Consider the following 18385-nt stretch of genomic DNA (forward strand, 5'->3'; position numbering starts at 1 on the left):
GTAGCACCCAAGGAGGGGTTCACAGCGCCCTCGCGACGCCCTGCCGTCGCGTTCCCAGCGGTTGTGAAAGGCGCTCTTGGCCGATTCTCTGACTAGGCCCGAGGAGGAACAGCATGGCGACACTGAGGGTGGAGGAGACGCGCTTTGCGCTGGCCGAGCGCTTCACCATCTCGCGCGGGGCGCGCAGTGAAGCGCGGGTGGTGACGGTGAGCCTGAGCGATGCCGGCCACGTGGGCCATGGCGAGTGCGTGCCCTATGCCCACTATGGTGAGTCGGTGGCGAGCGTCATCGCGCAGATCGAGTCTCTGCGTACGGCTCTGGCCGCTGGGCTCGACCGCCATGCGCTGCAGACGCGACTGCCGGCGGGGGCGGCGCGCAACGCGCTGGACTGCGCGCTATGGGATCTTGAAGCCAAGCGGCGTGCTACGCCGGTGTGGGCGCTGGCGGGGCTAGCGCCGCCGCAGGCGCAGGTGTGCGCCTATACGTTGTCGCTGGATACGCCGGCGGCCATGCGTGACAAGGCCCGGCGTCACGCCGAACGTCCGCTGCTCAAGATCAAGCTGGGTGGAGAGGGGGATCTCGAACGCCTGCGCGCGGTGCGCGAGGGGGCACCGCGGGCGCGGCTCATCGTCGATGCCAACGAGGGCTGGGATCTGTCCATCTACCAGCGTCTCGCGCCGCGGCTGGCCGAACTGGGCATCGAGATGGTCGAGCAGCCGCTGCCCGCCGCTGACGACGCCTCACTGGCGCAGATCGAGCGGCGTTTGCCGGTGTGTGCCGATGAGGCCTGTCATGATCGCAGCTCACTGGCAGCGCTGATGGGGCGCTACGACATGATCAATATCAAGCTCGACAAGAGCGGCGGGCTGACCGAAGCCCTGGCGCTCAAGCAGGAAGCGCAGGCCTTGGGGTTCGGTGTGATGGTGGGGTGCATGGTGGGATCATCGCTGTCGATGGCGCCGGCACTGTTGGTGGCCCAGGGGGCCGCGGTGGTCGATCTCGATGGGCCGCTGCTGCTGGCCAGGGATCGCGACCCGGGGCTGCACTACGATGCGATGGGGGTGCATCCCGCGCCGCCGGCACTCTGGGGTTGAGCCCCGCCAGGCTTGCCGAGAGGACCGGCAAGACGATGACCTGCAAAAACGCCAAAGCCCACGCGAGGTGGGCTTTGGCGTCGTATCTGGTGGCTACGCCCTGATTCGAACAGGGGACCCCATCATTATGAGTGATGTGCTCTAACCAGCTGAGCTACGTAGCCGTTGTGGTCACGCCTGATGTGTGACAACGGAGGCGAATACTAGCATAACCCGATGAAACGTCAACGCTTTTTTGCACGAATCCGGCCATCGGGCGGTACCGGGGCGTGGCTACCTGGCCCCAGCGGTTGGCCGCGCTCAGACGTTGAAGCGGAAGTGCATCACGTCGCCGTCCTGAACCACGTAGGCCTTGCCTTCCAGGCGCCACTTGCCGGCTTCCTTGGCGCCGTTCTCACCGCCCAAGGCGACGAAGTCGTCATAGCTGACCACCTCGGCGCGGATGAAACCTTTCTCGAAGTCGGTGTGGATCACGCCCGCCGCCTGCGGGGCGGTGGCGCCGACCTTGACCGTCCACGCCCGCACTTCCTTGACGCCTGCGGTGAAGTAGGTCTGCAGGCCCAGCAGGCCATAGCCGGCACGGATGACGCGATCGAGTCCGGGCTCTTCCATGCCCATCTCGTCGAGGAACATGGCGCGCTCTTCGTCCTCGAGCTCGGCGATCTCCGCTTCCAGCTTGTTGCATACCGGCACCACGACGGCATTCTCGCTGGCGGCGATGCGGCGCACCGTATCGAGATGGGGATTGTTCTCGAAGCCGTCTTCGTTGACGTTGGCGATGTACATCGTCGGCTTGAGTGTCAGGAAACCGAAGCTGCGTAGCTGGCGCTGCTCGTCTTCGTCCAGGCCGAAGCTGCGCAGTGGTTGCCCCTCGGCGAGATGCGGCTGGATGCGATCGAGGATCGCCTTGGTGGCGATCGCTTCCTTGTCGCCGCCCTTAACCACCCGGGTCAGACGCTGGATCGAGCGCTCCACCGCGTCGAGATCGGCCAGCGCGAGTTCGAGGTTGATGGTCTCGATATCGGCGGTGGGGTCGACCTGATTGGCGACGTGAATGACGTTGTCGTCATCGAAGCAGCGCACCACGTGGGCGATCGCGTCGGTCTCGCGAATGTTGGCCAGGAACTGGTTGCCGAGGCCTTCTCCCTTGGAGGCGCCTTCGACCAGACCGGCGATATCGACGAACTCCATGGTCGTGGGCACGACCTTCTCCGGCTTGACGATCTCGGCCAGCTTGTCGAGCCGCGGGTCCGGCATCGGCACGATGCCGGTGTTCGGCTCGATGGTGCAGAAGGGGAAGTTCTCGGCGTCGATGCCGGAGCGTGTCAAGGCGTTGAAGAGCGTCGACTTGCCGACGTTGGGCAGACCGACGATGCCGCAGTTGAATCCCATGAGCGCTTCCTGGAAAGAGAGTTCGTGACGCGTGAAAGATCGCTATTCTACTCGACCCGTGGCGTCGGCGATAACGTGTATGGCGCAGGGTCGGCTGACGGGAGCGTGGCTCAGGCGGAAAAGGCGTGCAGGCGATTCATCGCCTTGGCCCAGTGGCCGTCGAGGGCGTCGGGCAGGGTGACGACGATCTCGTCGAGCGCTGCATCGATGGCGTCGCGCTCCGTCTTGCCAGGGCGGCCGAGCACATAGTTGGTCACCAGCTTGGCGCTGCCCGGGTGGCCGATGCCGACCCGCAGCCGATGAAAGCCGTTGTGGTTGCCGAACGCGCTGATGATGTCGCGCAGGCCGTTGTGGCCGCCATGACCGCCGCCGGTCTTGTAGCGCGCCGTACCCGGGGCGATGTCGAGCTCGTCGTGAGCCACGATCACCTCGTCCGGGGCAATCTTGAAGAACTGGCACAGCGCGGCCACGGAGGCACCGCTGCGGTTCATGAAGGTGGTGGGGTTGAGCAGGTGCAGATCGTGCCCGCCCAGGCGGATCTTGGCGTAAAGACCCAGAAATTTGCGCTCGGGACGCAGCGCAGACGCTGCGTCCCTCGCGAGGCGCTCGACCAGCCAAGCGCCGGCATTGTGGCGGGTGTCTTCGTACTCCGGCCCCGGGTTGCCGAGACCGATGATCGCTTTCACGTCGCCCATGCCGTCGCCTGCTCTTGTCGCGTGCCGTGAAGCTTACGCTTCGCCTTTCGGTTCGCCGTCTTCGTCGACGCCTTCACCGGCCACTTCGTCGTCACGTGCCACGGTCGGGTGAGTCACGCTGACCACGCCGGCATCGTGCTCTTCGCCGTGGGTCAGTTCGACCAGGGTCACACCTTCCGGCAGCTTGAGGTCGGAAAGGTGAATGGTCTCGCCGAGGCCCAGGTTGGCGACGTCGACTTCGAGGTATTCCGGCAGCTTGGACGGCAGGCAGCTGATCTGGACGTCGTTGTTGAGCACGTGCAGCACGCCGCCTTCGTCCTTGACGCCCTTGCAGCTCTCTTCGTTGAGGAAGTGCAGCGGGACGTTCAGGGTCAGCTCGTGGGTCGCATCGACGCGCATGAAGTCAGCGTGGGTCACCAAGGCCTTGTACGGGTGGCGCTGGAGGTCACGGATGACAACCTGCTCGCTCTTGCCGTCGATCTGGATATCGATGATCGAGGAGAAAAGGCTTCGTCTTCGATCGCCTTGTAGAAGGCCGGCTTGTCGATGGTGATCGGCTGCGGGGCGGCTTCGCCACCGTAGATGATCGCGGCGACCTGTTCGTTCTTGCGGCGCAGGCGGCGGCTCGCACCTTTCCCCAGCTCCGTACGAACATTGGCTGTCAGGGTGTAATGGGACATGAGTTGTCACCTCTATCGATAGAAAAGGAGTACGGCACCGCCCGCGACCAGGCCGTGCCGTCTCCATTGGCGCGACTGCCCTCACGGCAGTCGCCTGTGTGTCGGCGCGCGTTACTGACCGTAGTTGCCGGTCAGTGGAACATCGCGCTGACGGATTCCTCGTTGCTGACACGGCGAATGGCTTCGGCGATCAGGCCGGCGACCGTCAGCTGACGGATCTTGCCACTGCGACGCGCAGGCTCGGAGAGCGGTATGGTATCGGCAACCACGAGTTCGTCAAGCACCGAGCCACTAATATTGTCGACCGCGGGGCCGGAGAGGATCGGGTGGGTGGCGTAGGCGACCACCCGGCGCGCCCCGTGATCCTTGAGCGCCTCGGCGGCCTTGCACAGGGTGCCGGCGGTGTCGACCATGTCATCGACTACCACGCAGGTGCGGTCCTGGATGTCGCCGATGATGTGCATCACCTGGGCCTGGTTGGCCTGCGGGCGGCGCTTGTCGATGATCGCCAGGTCGACGTTGAGCTGCTTGGCGATGGCGCGGGCGCGGACCACGCCGCCGACGTCGGGGGAGACTACCACCAGGTCGTCGTAGTTCTGGCGCTCGATGTCGTCGAGCAGGATCGGCGAGCCGTAGACGTTGTCCACCGGCACGTCGAAGAAGCCCTGAATCTGATCGGCGTGCAGATCCATGGTCATGACGCGGTCGACGCCGGCCTTGACCATCATGTCGGCGACCACCTTGGCCGAGATCGGCACGCGCGCCGAGCGCACGCGGCGATCCTGGCGGGCATAGCCGAAGTAGGGCACGACGGCGGTGATTCGGGTCGCCGAGGCGCGGCGCAGCGCGTCGACCATCAGAATCAGCTCCATCAGGTTGTCGTTGGTCGGCGCGCAGGTCGACTGCAGAATGAAGACATCCTTGCCGCGCACGTTTTCATTGATCTCGACGGCGATCTCACCGTCGCTGAACTGGCCGACCGTGGCGTGGCCGAGCCGGTTATCGAGGCACTCGGCCACTTTCGCCGCCAGGGCAGCGTTGGCGTTACCGGTGAAAACCATCAATTTAGACACGCGCGGCCACCTTTGAGAGCTGTTTGAAGGTCAGTTGGGACATTCGATCGAAGCAGAGACGAGCAAGACTGCGGCGGGAGAGCGGACGCTGACGGAGAGTGCCGAGATACCGGCGGTATGACGTCACGCACGACGACGCCAGACGCTCGAGGCGCAGGGCGGCAGTCATGGGACGACAGGAAAAGCAGCAGCGCCGGCAGGGAAGTCGTGTGGGCAGAGTGGCCATCGCGTCCCGGTTTCCGTAGGCAGGCTTGCAAAGAGTCAAGGAAGTGGCTGGGGTACCAGGATTCGAACCTGGGAATGCCGGTACCAGAAACCGGTGCCTTACCACTTGGCGATACCCCAGCAATCGTCGGCAGCGCATATTATGCGTAAAAGCGCCGACCGTTGGCTAGCCGTGGATCAAAAACCACGCTCCTGAGTGCGTCGGGCATGAGAACCCTGCACCGCGGCGCGTGACTATCGTCGTCAGGCCGATATGATCTCCAGAGCGCGATGCAGCGGGGAGCGAGCCGCGCCGCGGGCCTTGAAGATCTGCCACCCGTCGGGCGCATCGGCGATGACCGCATCGGCCGACGCTTCGTCCGCGACAGGGCAGAAGACGCAGGCGCCGGTCCCGGTGAGGAGCGCGTCACCATGGCGTGAAAGCCAGGCGAGGGCGCGGTCGACCTCGGGATAGAGCGCGCGGACGACGCTTTCGCAGTCGTTGCGCCACACCGTCTCGGGGGTGGCCCCGTCGAGTGCGAGGCGCATACTAATGGCGGTGCTGTCACGTGTCAAACCGGGATGCCCAAACACTGCCGCGGTGGAGACCGCGACCCCCGGATGAACCACCACGAACCAGCGCTCGGCCAGCGCCACCGGGATCAGACGCTCGCCCACGCCCTCGGCCCAGGCGCTGTCGCCGCGCACGAATACCGGTACATCGGCACCCAGGCCAAGGCCCAGCGCGGCGAGCCGTTCGTGCCCCAGGTCGAGCTGCCACAGCCGGTCCAGCGCGACCAGGGTGGTGGCGGCGTCGGAGCTGCCACCACCCAGCCCGCCGCCCAGTGGCAGGCGCTTGTCGAGCAGGATATCGACCCCGGCACGGCAGCCGGTCTCGTGCTGCAGCAGGCGCGCCGCCCGCACGATCAGATTCTCCTCCGCGCTGACCCCATCGAGCGCCGGGCTCAGGGTGACGGCGCCGTCGTCACGCGGGGTGAAGCTGAGGGTGTCGCCGTGGTCTAGTAGCTGGAACAGCGTCTGCAGCTCGTGATAGCCGTCGGCGCGGCGTCCGGTGATGCGTAGCAGCAGGTTGAGCTTGGCCGGGGCCGGCAGGACCCAGGGCGTCATGGTGTGGTGTCCGCCTGCCCCGGCTGCCATTCGTTGACCACCAGCAGAGCGCGAATGTCGTCATAGGTCATGACCAGGCGCCGCGGCAGCCACAGCCCGCCGGCGTAGGTCCAGTCGCGGTAGGCGATGGTCCAGCCGGCCTGACGCAGCTGCGCCGGGAAGCCCAGGTCGTCGCGGGTCTCATCGTGTGCCGCACCCGGTGCCGGCAGGCCGCGCACCCAGTAGTCGAGTGCCGAGATCGGCAGCGACCAGCCGAGCTGCTGCTGCATCAGTGCCTCCGGCGAGCTGGCCTGGAAGGTGCCGTCGCCGGTGGTCAGCTCGACCGCACCGGCGCGGCCCTCGAGCACGCTGCGCCCGGTGCCGAAGGGGCCGCTGATGAGCATGCGGTAGTGCTGCGGCGTCTGGGTCCAGTCGAGGTTGGCGCTGGTGCTGTCACGCGGGGTGCGCAGGCCCACCTTGCCCGCCACGGTCCAGGTATCGAGCGCTTCGAGCCGGCTCTGCTGGCGCTGCCAGTCGTCGGCCTGGCGCGGCGCGCTGGGGGCGGTAGTCTGACCGGCACAGCCCGCCAGCCACAGGCTCAGGGCGGCGGCGCCCAGCAGACGCCAGTGGCGTGACGCGAATGCCGAGAGAGATGACGGAGTCGCACGCGACGTGCTGGCTCGGTCAGGGGTTGGGTACGCTGGTGTCATCGGGACGTCCTGTCGAATCCGAAGCGGGTGAAGGGGTCAATCGGGGATAGCGGCTCAGCAGTGCGTCGATATCCGGATGTTCGTCGCTGGCGGCCAGGGCGCGGGCGACGAGCGCTCTGGCCTCGTCGTCGAGGCCCTTGGCGGCGAGGACTTCGGCCAGGTGCGCGGCGACTTCCTGGTCGGGCTGGCCGGCATAGGCGCGGCGCAGATAGCCCAACGCCTTGTCGCTGTCACCGCGCTTGAAGTGGACCCAGCCGAGACTGTCGAGGATCGCCGGGTTCTGCGGTTCCAGCTGGTGCGCGCGCTGAATCAGACCGAAGGCTTCGTCGTAGCGGTCGCTGTCGGTGGCGAGCGTGTAGCCGAGGGCATTGAGCGCGGCGGCGTTGTCCGGTTCGCGGGCGATGATATCGCGCAGCGTGGCGATCATGGCGTCGACATCACCCTGGGCGTAGTCACGCATCGCCCGGCTGTAGAGCAGGTCACTGTTGTCGGGGTCGCGCGCGAGGCTGTCGGCGAGCAGGGCGTCGGCGCGGGCGCTGTCATCGACGGCGTCCAGCGCCTGCACGCCGATCTGGGTCAGCAGCGCGCGCTGACGTGGGTGGCGCAGGCTCTCGATGCGTAAGAAGTTCTCGGCGTCGTCGAGGCGTCCGGCCGCGACCAGCATCTGTACCGCCAGTGCCCGGGATTCGGCAAAGCCTGGACCCGGTGGCACCTGGCGATAGTAGAGCAGGGCATTGTCGGGCTCGTCCTGGGACTCGGCGATGGTACCCAGCAGCAGATAGGCAGCCGGCGGCGTGGCGTCGCGGTCGAGCAGCGGCAGCAGCAGGCGCTTCGCCGGGTCGAGGGCGCCGGCCTCGAGATAGAGCTGAGCCAGCCCCAGGCGCAGACTGGGGGTGTTGTCGTGCGCGGCCAGCAGCTGATTCACCTGGATCTCGGCGGCGTCGAGATCGCCGGCGGCGATCTCAGCCTGGGCCAGGGCCAGCACGAAGCGGGCGTCATCCGGAGCCAGGGCCTGGCCGCGCCGGGCCAGCGCTGCGGCCTGGGCATTGTCGCCGGACTCGATGGCGATCTGGGCGCGGGTCAGCCACAGCAGCGGCTCGGCAGCGTGGGTGCGGGTCAGTCGGGCCAGACGTTGCTGCGCCACATCGGCCTCGCCGCTGGCCGCTTCCAGCCGTGCCATGGCCAGTTGGGCGTCGAGCTGGGTCGGATGCGTGGCGAGAAACGCCTGCAGCTGGTCGCGCAGCGGTGACAGCGGCGTGTGTGCCTCGATCGCCAGTTCGACCAGCTCGAGCAGGCGCGCCGGCTGCCCGTCTCGGGCCAGCTCGAGGCGGTGACGCAGCGCGCCGGGCCAGTCGCCGCGATCGATGGCGATGCCCGAGAGCAGCTCCTCCGGGGCGCTGTCGTCGGGGGCGTACTGCTGCCAGCGCGAGGCCGTGGTGGCGAGCAGACCGGTGTCGTCGGTGTAGCGCGCGGCGAGCGTAGCGCGCTCGGCCAGTGCCGCACTGCGATAGCGTTCGGCAGCGGCCAGGTAGCCGGTGGCCGCACGGTGAAAGTCGCCGCGCTGCCCGGCCATCTCCGACAGCAGCACCTGCGAAAGACCTGCGGCGTCGAAGCCGCGGGTGATCGGCGGCGCCGAGGCCATGGGATCGCCAACAGGGGCAGCGGTGTCGGCCGACATGCTCTGACAGCCGGCCAGCAGAGCCGCGCAGCCGGCGGCGTATAACAGACGTTTGGGCATGCCGTCCTCGGGATCAGTCGATCGACTCAGCATAACGGCTGGCGGTCGCGGGTCAATCTCGACGCATCACCCGGGCTCGGGGGGGGCGTGCGGCAATGACGCAGGGAGCAGAGACGGGTTGCCTGCTAAGTGTCCTTCGGCTGTGCTAAAATGGCGCAGCCGTCGACGGCGGCGGGCAGGATATGCCGAAGTGGCAAGCGCGCGGGCCGCGACCTGACATCGCCGAATCCGCTCACCCGCCCGCTGGCCTGAGACGACAGGTGGCGATGGTGCCTCGACCTCTTGCAAGATTTTTGACCGTGATTTCATGACGCTGCTAGCTCTGGGTATCAATCACAAGACCGCCGCGGTCGACGTGCGCGAGCGCGTCGCCTTTTCGCCGGCGCAGCTCGAATCCGCGCTGACGCAGCTGCGGGCGCTGCCTGATGTGCGCGAAGCGGCGGTGCTGTCGACCTGCAACCGCACCGAGCTCTACTGCATCACGGTGGACGACGGCGAGCGTCAACTGGTGGAGTGGCTCGGCGACTTCCACGGCATGCCGGCCAAGGACCTGTTGAGCTGCGCCTACCACTATCATGAGCGCGAGGCTGCTCGTCATCTGATGCGGGTCGCCGCGGGCCTCGATTCGATGGTGCTGGGCGAGCCGCAGATTCTCGGCCAGCTCAAGGATGCCTACCAGATCGCACGGCAGCACGCCGGACTCGGCAGCGAGCTGGAGCGGCTGTTCCAGCAGACCTTCTCGATCGCCAAGCAGGTGCGCACCGAGACCTCGATCGGCGAGAACCCCGTCTCGGTGGCCTACGCCGCGGTCAGCCTGGCGAGCCGCATCTTCGATGATTTCGGCCGCGCCCGGGCGCTGCTGATCGGCGCCGGTGAGACCATCGAGCTGGTCGCCCGGCACCTGCGCGAGGCGGGGATCATGGGGCTGACCGTGGCCAACCGCACCCTGCCGCGGGCGCAGGCGCTGGCCGAGACCTGCGGTGCCAGGGCGATCGAATTGAGCGATATTCCCCATGCGCTGGAACAGGCCGACATCGTCATCGCCTCCACCGCCAGCGAGCTGCCGATTCTGGGCAAGGGCATGGTCGAGCGCGCGCTCAAGGTGCGGCGCCACCGGCCCATGTTCATGGTCGACATCGCGGTGCCGCGGGACATCGAGCCCGAGGTGGGCGATCTCGCCGATGTCTTCCTCTACAGCGTCGATGACCTGCAGCAGGTGATCGCCGAGAACCGGCGTCACCGCGAGGTGGCGGCGCGTCAGGCCGAGGCGCTGATCGAACACGGCGTGGAGCAGTGGCTGCACGAGCGTCGGGTGCGCGGTGCCGGCGATCTGATCCGGCGCTACCGCCAGCACGGCGAATCGCTGCGCGAGGCCGCCGAGCGCGAGGCGCTGGCCCAGCTGGCCCGTGGCGAGGACCGGAAGCGGTGATCAAACGCCTCTCGCACCAGCTCGCCAACAAGCTGATGCATGGCCCTACGCTGCGTCTGCGTGAAGCCTCCGGGCAGTCCCGCCAGGAATCATTCAGGCCGCCGACAGTTTGTTGGTCGGCGCCCCCGCCACGACACAGGACTCGGTATGAAAAGACAGGGATGGGCATGAAAGCGTCTCTACGCGAACGACTGGACGCCTTCCGTGACCGTTTCGAGGAACTCTCCGCGCTGCTCTCCGAGCCCGAGGTGATCGCTGACCAGCCGCGCTTTCGCGACTACTCCCGCGAGTACGCCGAGCTCGAGCCGCTGGTCGGGGCCTGGCGCGACTACTGTCGCACCGAGGGCGATATCGAAGCGGCGGAACAGATGCTCAAGGACAGCGACCCCGAGATGCGCGAGCTGGCCGAGGAGGAGTGGCACGCCGGGCGTGCCAGCCTCGCCGCCCAGGAAGAGACCCTCAAGCGCCTGCTGGTGCCCAAGGACCCGGACGACGGCAGCGACGTCTTCCTCGAGATCCGCGCCGGCACCGGTGGTGACGAGGCCGCACTCTTCGCCGGCGATCTGTTCCGGATGTACTCGCGCTACGCCGAGCGCCGCGGCTGGCGCATCGAGGTGGTCAGCGCCAGCCATGGCGAGCAGGGCGGTTACAAGGAGCTGATCGCCCGGGTCAAGGGTGACAGCGTCTACGCCGTGCTCAAGTTCGAGTCCGGCGCGCATCGCGTGCAGCGGGTCCCGGCGACCGAGTCCCAAGGGCGAATCCACACCTCCGCCTGCACCGTGGCAGTGATGCCGGAGGCCGACGCGGTCGGCGACGTCGACATCAACGCCAACGACCTGCGCGTGGACACCTTCCGCTCCAGCGGTGCCGGCGGCCAGCACGTCAACACCACCGACTCGGCGATCCGTATCACCCACCTGCCCACGGGTCTGGTGGTGGAGTGCCAGGAGGAGCGCAGCCAGCACAAGAACCGCGCCAAGGCGATGTCGCTGCTGGCGGCGCGGCTCAAGCAGGCCGCGGTCGACTCCCAGCGCCAGCAGCAGGCCGATACCCGACGCTCGCTGGTGGGCTCGGGGGATCGCAGCGAGCGTATCCGCACCTACAATTTCCCCCAAGGGCGGCTCACCGACCACCGCATCAACCTGACGCTCTACAAGCTGGGTGAGGTGATGGCCGGCGATCTCGACGAAGTGGTGCAGCCGCTGGTCAACGAGTATCAGGCCGACCAGCTGGCGGCACTGCAGGGCGAGGCGTGACCGCCGACGAGGCGCTGCGTCAGGCGACCCGGCGCCTGAGCGCCTCGCCCAGCGCGCGGCTGGATGCCGAGGTGCTGCTGATGCACGCCCATGGGGTGGATCGCACCTGGCTCTACACCTGGGGCGACCGCGAGCTGCCGGCCGAGAGTGTGGCGCGCTTCGAGGCGCTGGTCGAACGCCGCGTGGCGGGCTGGCCGGTCGCCTATCTGACCGGGCGACGCGAATTCTGGGGGCTCGAGCTGGATACCTCGCCGGCCACGCTGATTCCGCGTCCGGATACCGAGCGGCTGGTCGAGGCGGCGCTGGCGGTCGCGACGACGGCCCGGGGTACGCTGCTCGATCTCGGCACCGGCACTGGCGCGGTGGCGCTCGCCTTTGCCAGTGAGCGCCCCGGCTGGCGGGTGCTGGGAGTCGACGTCGAGTCCGAGGCGGTGGCGCTGGCCAGCGCCAATGGCACGCGCCTGGGCTAGCCAATGCGCGTTTCGTCGAGAGCGACTGGTTCGATGCGCTGGCCGGGGAGCGTTTTGCGATCATCGTCTCCAACCCGCCCTATATCGATGCCGATGACCCCCATCTGGGCCGCGATGACGTACGCTTCGAACCGCGCCGGGCGCTGGTCGCTGCGGACGCGGGGCTGGCCGATCTTCGCGCGCTGGTGGCGAGTGCTCCGGCTTTTCTCGAGCCCGGCGGGGCTATGGCTTGAGCACGGCTATACCAGGCGGGTGTGGTGCGTGCGCTCCTCGGCGACGCGGGCTACGGCCAGATCGCCTCGCTCACCGACCTGGGCGGGCACGAGCGTGTCAGCGGCGGCCGCTGGGGCTGAAACCTGGCGGCAAGCCGGGGATGACGCGCTAGCCTCTATCCACCCGGCCTCTATTCCCCACTCTCCATTCCCCACTCTCCATTCCCTACACCTATCTCCGACCGTTGCTGATACAGCGTTTTCTCAAGTCCTGCGCGCGCCTGGAGCTGGCATGTGACATCGTGTTAGTAATAGTGCCCCCTTACCCGTAAGCGCCGTTGGCTGGCGTCGCCATCTTGGATGGCAGGGCCTGCCGGCTGTTGCCGCGCGCGGCGGTTGGGAGACTCGTCACGTTACCTTTCACCGGCTTGGAACAACGACAGCAATGAAAGCCAAATCACGATCGCTGGACCGGATCGATCTCAATATTCTGCGCTGCCTGCAGGAGAATGCGCGCATCTCCTACGTCGACCTGGCAGCCCAGGTTGGGCTCTCCACCACGCCCTGCCTGGAGCGGGTCAAACGGCTGGAGAAGGCGGGCATCATCCGCGGTTACAAGGCGGTGCTCGATCCCGCGGCCCTGCGCGCCAACCTGCTGGTGTTCGTCGAGATCAGCTTGACCACGCAGTCACCCTCGGTGTTCGACGAATTTCGTCGCGCGGTGGCCAAGCTGCCGCAGATCCAGGAGTGTCATCTCGTCTCCGGGCAGTTCGATTACATTCTCAAGTGCCGTATTCCCGAGATGTCGGCCTACCGCCAGTTGCTGGGCGATGTGGTGCTGACCCTGCCCGGCGTGAAAGAATCCAAGAGCTACGTGGTCATGGAAGAGGTCAAGGAGGAGCTGGCACTGCCGATCCCCGACTCGACCGGCTGGAAGAGAAGTAGCCCGTCCGCTGGCGCGGCACGGGCGCCAGGGGATGAACGATGAACGATGAAGCACTGCTGCGTTACAGCCGCCATATCATGCTCGACGAGATCGAATCGAGGGGCAGCAGCGTCTGCTCGATGCCCATGTGTTGATCGTGGGGGCCGGCGGGCTGGGGTCACCGGCGGCGCTTTACTGGCCAGCGGGGGTGGGGCGGCTGAGCATCGCCGATGACGACCACGTCGAACTCTCCAATCTGCAGCGTCAGATCGCGCATACCCAGGCCAGTCTGGGCGAATCCAAGGCCCGCTCGGCGTGCGCCGCGGCGCGTGCGCTCAATCCGGATTGCCAGGCGCAGCCGCTGTCAACGCGCTTGAGCGGCGAGGCGCTGCTCGCCGCGGTCACCGAGGCTGACCTGGTGCTCGACTGCACCGACCGCTTCAGCAGCCGCTTCGCCATCAACCGCGCCTGCGTGACGAGCCGTACGCCGCTGATCAGCGGCGCCGCGATCCGCTTCTCGGGCCAGCTGGCGGTGTTCGACCACGCCGACGACAGCCCCTGCTACGCTTGCCTCTACGGCGAGCAGGGAGACGACGAGGCGCTGAGCTGCGCCGAGAGCGGGGTTATCGCGCCGCTGGTCGGAGTGATCGGTAGCTTCCAGGCGCTGGAGGCGCTCAAGTGGCTGAGCGCGCGCCGGCCGAGTGCACCGCGGGCTCTCCACCTTCGATGCGCTCAACGGCGAGTGGCGCCACTTCGCGCTGCCGCGGGACCCGGCCTGTCCGGTGTGCGCGCCGCGCTGAGGGTGCCGCCTCAGCGGTTGGGCAGGGTCAGCGCGCCCAGCCAGCGCTCGACCTCGGCACTCTCCGCCGGGCGCTGAAGATAGCGGCCAAGGAAGCGGCGCCAGGTGGCGCTGCGCCACTGCGGCAGACGGCGGGCGAAGACCTCGAGATCGCGGCGCTTCTCGCGGCCGGCGTTGAGCAGCGGGCGTGACTTCTCCAGGTCGATGAAGCGGGCCTCGAAGCCGGTGGGCGCGTCTGCTGCCGGGCGCAGGAAGACGTGCTTGGCATACAGGCTGCCGTGGCGCCAGCGGCGGCGGTGCAGGGTACCGAGCAGGTCGGCGCAGGTGTCGACGATGGCGTCCCGGGTGGCTGGCTCGAGCGTCTCCCAGTGGGCATGATGCTCGATCATGTCGGTGTAGCCGCTCAGTGCTGGGGTCACCAGAATCGCCTGCCAGCGTCCGTCGCGACGTCGTTCCTCGAAGTAGGCGCTCTCCAGCGCGGGAATACCGAGGCGCTGGAAGGCTGCGATTGCGCGCTTCGCGGGCGAAGGTGGGCTCGCCCCAGGGGCGGCTCAGGCTGCGCCCGAGATGATTGGTCTGGCGCTTGAGGAAGAAGTCCCGCGGTGGCAGTCCGGGGGCCTCCAGGGTCATGCGACACACCTCCGAGTGGCCGCCACGTTCCAGATTGGGCGCGTCCACCGGCGTCAGCGATAGCGACCAGAGGGCGTCGAAGTCGTTTAGCTCGTGGGCGGCAAAGTAGGGGCGAGCGTCGGCGGAGAGGAAGCGTTTCACGGGCATTCTCGAACTTGTGGCCAGGGCGGGGCGTGGTATCGTCGATGGCGCGACGGCGGCACGCCATACCACGCGATGTCATCCGATATTAACATTTCGTTTAAGCGGCGCTTAATCTTTCGCGCCTCTCGATGCCGATACGCGAGTCGTCGATGCGAGACCGTATAACGATGTGCGCGGGCCGCGACGCGGCGCTTTCCTTCCCACTGGTGGAGTTCGATGCCTTGATCACAGCCCAGACCACGGCCCAGGCGCCGCTTTCCTACTACCGGGCGAGTCGCCAGGTCGATCTCGCCCCACCGCGCCGCTCCGGGGGGAGGTCAAGGCGGATGTCTGCGTGATCGGCGGCGGCGTCACCGGCTGCTCGGCGGCGCTGCATCTGGCCGAGCGCGGCTACCGGGTGGTCCTGCTCGAAGCGGGGGAGATCGGCCACGGGGCCTCTGGGCGCAGCGGCGGCCAGATCCTGCCCGGCTTCGGCACCGAGATGCCGGTGATCGACAAGGCGGTGGGGCGTGATGCGGCGCGGCGGCTCTGGTCAATGAGCTGCGGCGGTGCGTCTGACCCGGACACTGATCGAGACCCACGCGATTCCCTGCGATCTGCGCTGGGGCTACGTGCATGCGGCGGTCAAGCCGCGCCACCTGAAGGCAATGCGCGAGCACGCCGATTACATGGCGCGAACCTTCGACTACCACGGCGAGCAGTGGCTCGACCGCGAGGCGCTGGCCGCCCACGTGCGCACCCCGCGCTATTTGGGCGGGCTCTACGATGCCGGTGGGGCCACCTGCACCCGCTCAACTACACCCTGGGGCTAGCCCGTGCCGCCCAGCGCGCCGGGGCCGAACTGCATCCTGACAGCCGTGCTCTCGATGTGATCCAGGGCGACCGGCCTCGGGTCACCACTGCGGCCGGCGAGGTGCGTTGCGATGCCGTGGTGGTCGCCGGCAACGCCTATCTGGGCAACCTGGTACCGGCGCTGACCGGGCGTATCATGCGCGTGGCCAACTACATCATCGCCACCGAGCCGCTGGGCGAGACCCGGGCGGCGAGTCTGCTGCCCAGCGATGCCGCGGTCTCGGACGCCAACTTCGTGCTCGACTACTACCGCCTCTCCGCCGACCGCCGGCTGCTCTACGGCGGTGAGGTGAGCTATACCGGGCGCGAGCCGCGCGGGCTCGATCGGCGCATGCGTGACAAGATGCAGGCGCTGTTTCCGGCGCTGCGCGGCGTCGGCATCGACTATCGCTGGGGCGGCGATGTCGGCATCACCCTGAATCGTGCCCCCGACCTGGGCCGGATCGGCCGCAACCTCTACTACGCCCAGGGATACTCCGGCCACGGTATGGCCCTGGCCGGCCTCGCCGGGCAGATTCTGGCCGAGGCGATCGGCGGGCAGTTCGAGCGTTTCGACGACTTCGCCGCCATTCGCCATCGCCACTTCCCCGGTGGCGAGCGCTGGCGAGTGCCGCTGCTGGCGTTGGCGACGACTTTCTATCGGCTGCGCGATCGTCTCTGAGACGGAACCGCTGAGAGGCTCCCACTGGACGGCCGCGGACGGCACTCGGTTGGCAGCGAGCGTCGAGTGCGGGGCTTGTCAGGCGCTGCCCGGGTTGCTGCGGTAGTCGCGGATCATCAGGTGCAGGACGTGCATCAGCCTTGCCGCCCCCGGCGAGAGGCGGCGCTCGCGCAGGCTGATCAGGCCGTAGGGTTGCACGCTCAGCGCCTCGGGCGAGGGCAGGGTGGCGAAGCGCGGCTGGGCGCAGAGCAGCTCGGCGACCTCCTGGGTCGTCACCGTGATCGCCTCAGACTTGTCGACCATCGCCAGCGCCATGTAGATGTCCGGGGTGTTGATGATGCGCTCGGGGGGCGCGACACCGAAGTGCAGAAACAGGTGCTCCACCCGCTGACGCATGAGTGAGCCGGTCGGCTGCAATACCCAGGGGTAGTCGCGCATGGCGCTCAGCGCCGGCGCCTCGACGCGGGTCAGCGGATGGTCATGGCGGCAGATGAAGCACAGCGCCTCCTCGCCGATCTCCTCGAATACGAAGTCGCCCGCGGGCAGGGCGCTGGGAATGCGCGCGATGGCGAAGTCGAACTCGCCGTCGCGCAGTCGCGGCACCAGGTTGTGGCTGACATCGACATCGATGTTGACCTGCAGGTGCGGGCTGTCGCGGTGTACGCGCTCGACCGCGCTGGCGAGCAGAGTGACCGCCGGCGCCAGCACCGTGCCCACCGATACCGTCCCGGCGTTGCCGGCGCTGAAGGCATTGAGCTCGTCGCCGGCCTGGGCCAGCGAGGTGAACATGCTGCGGGCGTGGCGGATCAGGATCTCGCCGTACCAGTTGGGCGTCACGCCGCGAGCGTGGCGCTCGAACAGGCTGACGCCGAGCTGGCCTTCGATATCGCCGAGAAGCTTGGAGGCGGCGGGCTGGCTCATGCCCAGCTGTGCCGCCGCGCGGTGCAGGTTGCGGCACTCATCGAGCGTCACGAACAGCTGCAGGTGGGCGGAACTTGAGCCGTGCTTCAGGAACCAGTCGGCGGGTAGCGGGGCCTCGGGTCGGGATTTCATGCGCTGGGTGATGCCTCCATTCGACGTTTTACCGATAGCGATCGCCGCCTGGCACAGGCTCAATCGGCGCGACGACCCGTCGGCGGCCCCGGTCGCCGCGGATTCTCTCTGCCACAGGAGTCTCAGCCCCCATGTCCTTGCCTGCCAACATCCAGCGCACTGATTTCGGCACCCTGCCCGATGGGCGCCCGGTCAGCTGCTATCGGATCACCAACGAAAGCGGCATCGAGCTACGGGTGATCGACTACGGCGGCATCATCCTCTCGCTGAAGACACCGGACCGTGATGGGCGGCTCGACGATATCGTGCTCGGCTTCGATTCGCTGGCCGATTATCTCTCGCCGGCCTACCGTCAGGCCAACCCCTACTTTGGTGCCCTGATCGGACGCTACGCCAATCGTATCGGCGGCGCCGAATTCAGTCTGGAGGGCCAGCGCTACCGGCTGGTGAGCAATGACGGCGGTAACTCGCTGCATGGTGGTGACCCGGGGTTCGATCGCTGCCTATGGCGCGCCGAGACCTTCGTCGAGGCCCGCGGCAGCGGCCTGGTGCTGAGCCGTGTCAGCGACGATGGCGAGGCGGGCTATCCGGGGCGACTGAGTGTGCGGGTCAGCTATCTGTTGGGCGATGACGATAGCCTCGAGATCGCCTACCACGCCGAAACCACCCGGGCGACCCCGGTCAATCTGACCCAGCACAGCTACTTCAACCTGCGCGGCGAGGGCAGCGGTGATGTGCTCGACCACCGGCTGATGTTGGCGGCCAGCGCCTTTACCCCGGTCGACGAGCAGTTGATTCCCAGCGGCGAGATCGCGCCGGTGGCGGGCACACCCTTCGATTTCACCACGCCGACGGCGATCGGCGCGCGCTCGCGCCAGCGCCATCCGCAACTGGTCCGGGCCGGCGGCTATGATCACAATTTCGTGCTCGATGGCGGTGACGCCGACGACCACGGTCTCAGATTCGCCGCACGGGTGATCGAGCCCGAGAGTGGCCGGGTGCTGGAGGTCGCCACCAGCGAGCCGGGCATCCAGTTCTACGCTGGCAACGCCCTCGACGGCACGCTCAAGGGCAAGGCCGGCCAGCCTTACCGGCAGCACGCCGGGCTGGCGCTGGAGACCCAGCACTTTCCCGATTCACCGCACCGGCCCGACTTCCCCAATACGATCCTGCAGCCGGGTGAGGTTTACCGTTCGCGCACCCGCTATCGCTTCTCCTGCCTCGACGCTTCCACCTGATGGTTGGCGTCGCGACGCTTCTT

The 18385-nt window shown here is 67.5% G+C and carries 13 protein-coding genes, 2 tRNA genes and 4 pseudogenes; 8 read left to right on the plus strand and 11 right to left on the minus strand.

Annotated features, from left to right (window positions below; translation table 11 throughout):
* Positions 1 to 113: 113 nt before the first annotated feature.
* Entirely contained in the window at positions 114 to 1094 is a 981-nt protein-coding gene (dgcA, locus tag CN538_RS15715; RefSeq protein ID WP_207233537.1) for an N-acetyl-D-Glu racemase DgcA, read from the plus strand.
* 87 nt (positions 1095 to 1181) lie between these two features.
* Here dgcA and CN538_RS15720 read toward each other — a convergent pair.
* The 9 genes and pseudogenes from CN538_RS15720 to CN538_RS15760 all read right to left on the minus strand — a co-directional run bounded on the left by CN538_RS15720 (position 1182) and on the right by CN538_RS15760 (position 8693).
* A tRNA-Met gene (locus CN538_RS15720) sits at positions 1182 to 1258 on the minus strand.
* A gap of 136 nt (positions 1259 to 1394) precedes the next feature.
* Complete coding sequence (gene ychF, locus CN538_RS15725; RefSeq protein ID WP_106420049.1) at positions 1395 to 2486, minus strand: redox-regulated ATPase YchF; 1092 nt, start codon at positions 2484 to 2486, stop codon at positions 1395 to 1397.
* A gap of 110 nt (positions 2487 to 2596) precedes the next feature.
* The gene (gene pth, locus CN538_RS15730; protein WP_106420050.1) at positions 2597 to 3181 is read right to left on the minus strand and encodes an aminoacyl-tRNA hydrolase; all 585 of its coding nucleotides are present in this window, start codon (positions 3179 to 3181) and stop codon (positions 2597 to 2599) included.
* Positions 3182 to 3214: 33 nt separating this feature from the next.
* A pseudogene (locus CN538_RS15735) lies at positions 3215 to 3861 on the minus strand (50S ribosomal protein L25/general stress protein Ctc).
* Between the two features lie 131 nt (positions 3862 to 3992).
* Positions 3993 to 4934, minus strand: a complete 942-nt coding sequence (locus CN538_RS15740; RefSeq protein ID WP_207036021.1) for a ribose-phosphate pyrophosphokinase — start codon at positions 4932 to 4934, stop codon at positions 3993 to 3995.
* Positions 4935 to 5204: 270 nt separating this feature from the next.
* Positions 5205 to 5279 (minus strand) — tRNA-Gln (locus tag CN538_RS15745).
* Between the two features lie 123 nt (positions 5280 to 5402).
* The gene (gene ispE / locus CN538_RS15750; RefSeq protein ID WP_106420051.1) at positions 5403 to 6266 is read right to left on the minus strand and encodes a 4-(cytidine 5'-diphospho)-2-C-methyl-D-erythritol kinase; all 864 of its coding nucleotides are present in this window, start codon (positions 6264 to 6266) and stop codon (positions 5403 to 5405) included.
* On the minus strand, positions 6263 to 6955 hold the full coding sequence (lolB, locus tag CN538_RS15755) for a lipoprotein insertase outer membrane protein LolB (RefSeq protein ID WP_106420052.1): 693 nt from the start codon (positions 6953 to 6955) through the stop codon (positions 6263 to 6265). The genes ispE and lolB overlap by 4 nt, the downstream gene beginning before the upstream one ends.
* On the minus strand, positions 6930 to 8693 hold the full coding sequence (locus tag CN538_RS15760; RefSeq protein ID WP_106420053.1) for a tetratricopeptide repeat protein: 1764 nt from the start codon (positions 8691 to 8693) through the stop codon (positions 6930 to 6932). Before CN538_RS15760 ends, lolB begins: the two co-directional genes overlap by 26 nt.
* Before the next feature lie 307 nt (positions 8694 to 9000).
* On the opposite strand from CN538_RS15760, the pseudogene hemA reads away from it, so the two are divergent.
* The 5 genes and pseudogenes from hemA (at position 9001) to CN538_RS15785 (ending at position 13785) form a co-directional block, all read left to right on the plus strand.
* Positions 9001 to 10273, plus strand: a pseudogene (hemA, locus tag CN538_RS23325) (glutamyl-tRNA reductase).
* A gap of 16 nt (positions 10274 to 10289) precedes the next feature.
* Positions 10290 to 11378 (plus strand): peptide chain release factor 1, encoded by a 1089-nt coding sequence (gene prfA, locus CN538_RS23330; RefSeq protein ID WP_106420679.1) that lies wholly within the window; start codon positions 10290 to 10292, stop codon positions 11376 to 11378.
* Positions 11375 to 12201: pseudogene (gene prmC / locus CN538_RS15775) on the plus strand (peptide chain release factor N(5)-glutamine methyltransferase). The gene prfA and the pseudogene prmC overlap by 4 nt, the downstream one beginning before the upstream one ends.
* 304 nt (positions 12202 to 12505) lie before the next feature.
* A complete protein-coding gene (locus CN538_RS15780; RefSeq protein ID WP_242495245.1) occupies positions 12506 to 13048 on the plus strand; it encodes an Lrp/AsnC ligand binding domain-containing protein in 543 nt (180 codons plus the stop codon).
* Positions 13045 to 13785 (plus strand): annotated as a pseudogene (locus tag CN538_RS15785) (HesA/MoeB/ThiF family protein). Before CN538_RS15780 ends, CN538_RS15785 begins: the two are co-directional and overlap by 4 nt.
* A 10-nt stretch (positions 13786 to 13795) precedes the next feature.
* On the opposite strand, the gene CN538_RS15790 reads toward CN538_RS15785, so the two are convergent.
* Positions 13796 to 14293, minus strand: coding sequence for a lipopolysaccharide kinase InaA family protein (locus tag CN538_RS15790; RefSeq protein WP_106420054.1), 498 nt, complete (start codon positions 14291 to 14293; stop codon positions 13796 to 13798).
* A 599-nt stretch (positions 14294 to 14892) separates the two neighbouring features.
* On the opposite strand from CN538_RS15790, the gene CN538_RS15795 reads away from it, so the two are divergent.
* The gene (locus tag CN538_RS15795; RefSeq protein WP_242495246.1) at positions 14893 to 16071 is read left to right on the plus strand and encodes an NAD(P)/FAD-dependent oxidoreductase; all 1179 of its coding nucleotides are present in this window, start codon (positions 14893 to 14895) and stop codon (positions 16069 to 16071) included.
* Positions 16072 to 16149: 78 nt separating this feature from the next.
* Here CN538_RS15795 and CN538_RS15800 read toward each other — a convergent pair whose 3' ends face one another.
* Positions 16150 to 17124: a LysR family transcriptional regulator gene (locus CN538_RS15800; RefSeq protein ID WP_106420055.1), complete on the minus strand. Its 975-nt coding sequence runs from the start codon at positions 17122 to 17124 to the stop codon at positions 16150 to 16152.
* Positions 17125 to 17255: 131 nt separating this feature from the next.
* On the opposite strand from CN538_RS15800, the gene CN538_RS15805 reads away from it, so the two are divergent.
* Positions 17256 to 18362, plus strand: coding sequence for an aldose epimerase family protein (locus CN538_RS15805; RefSeq protein ID WP_106420056.1), 1107 nt, complete (start codon positions 17256 to 17258; stop codon positions 18360 to 18362).
* Positions 18363 to 18385: the final 23 nt, after the last annotated feature.

This window comes from Salinicola tamaricis, assembly GCF_003006155.1.
In the GTDB taxonomy this organism is placed as follows: domain Bacteria; phylum Pseudomonadota; class Gammaproteobacteria; order Pseudomonadales; family Halomonadaceae; genus Salinicola; species Salinicola tamaricis.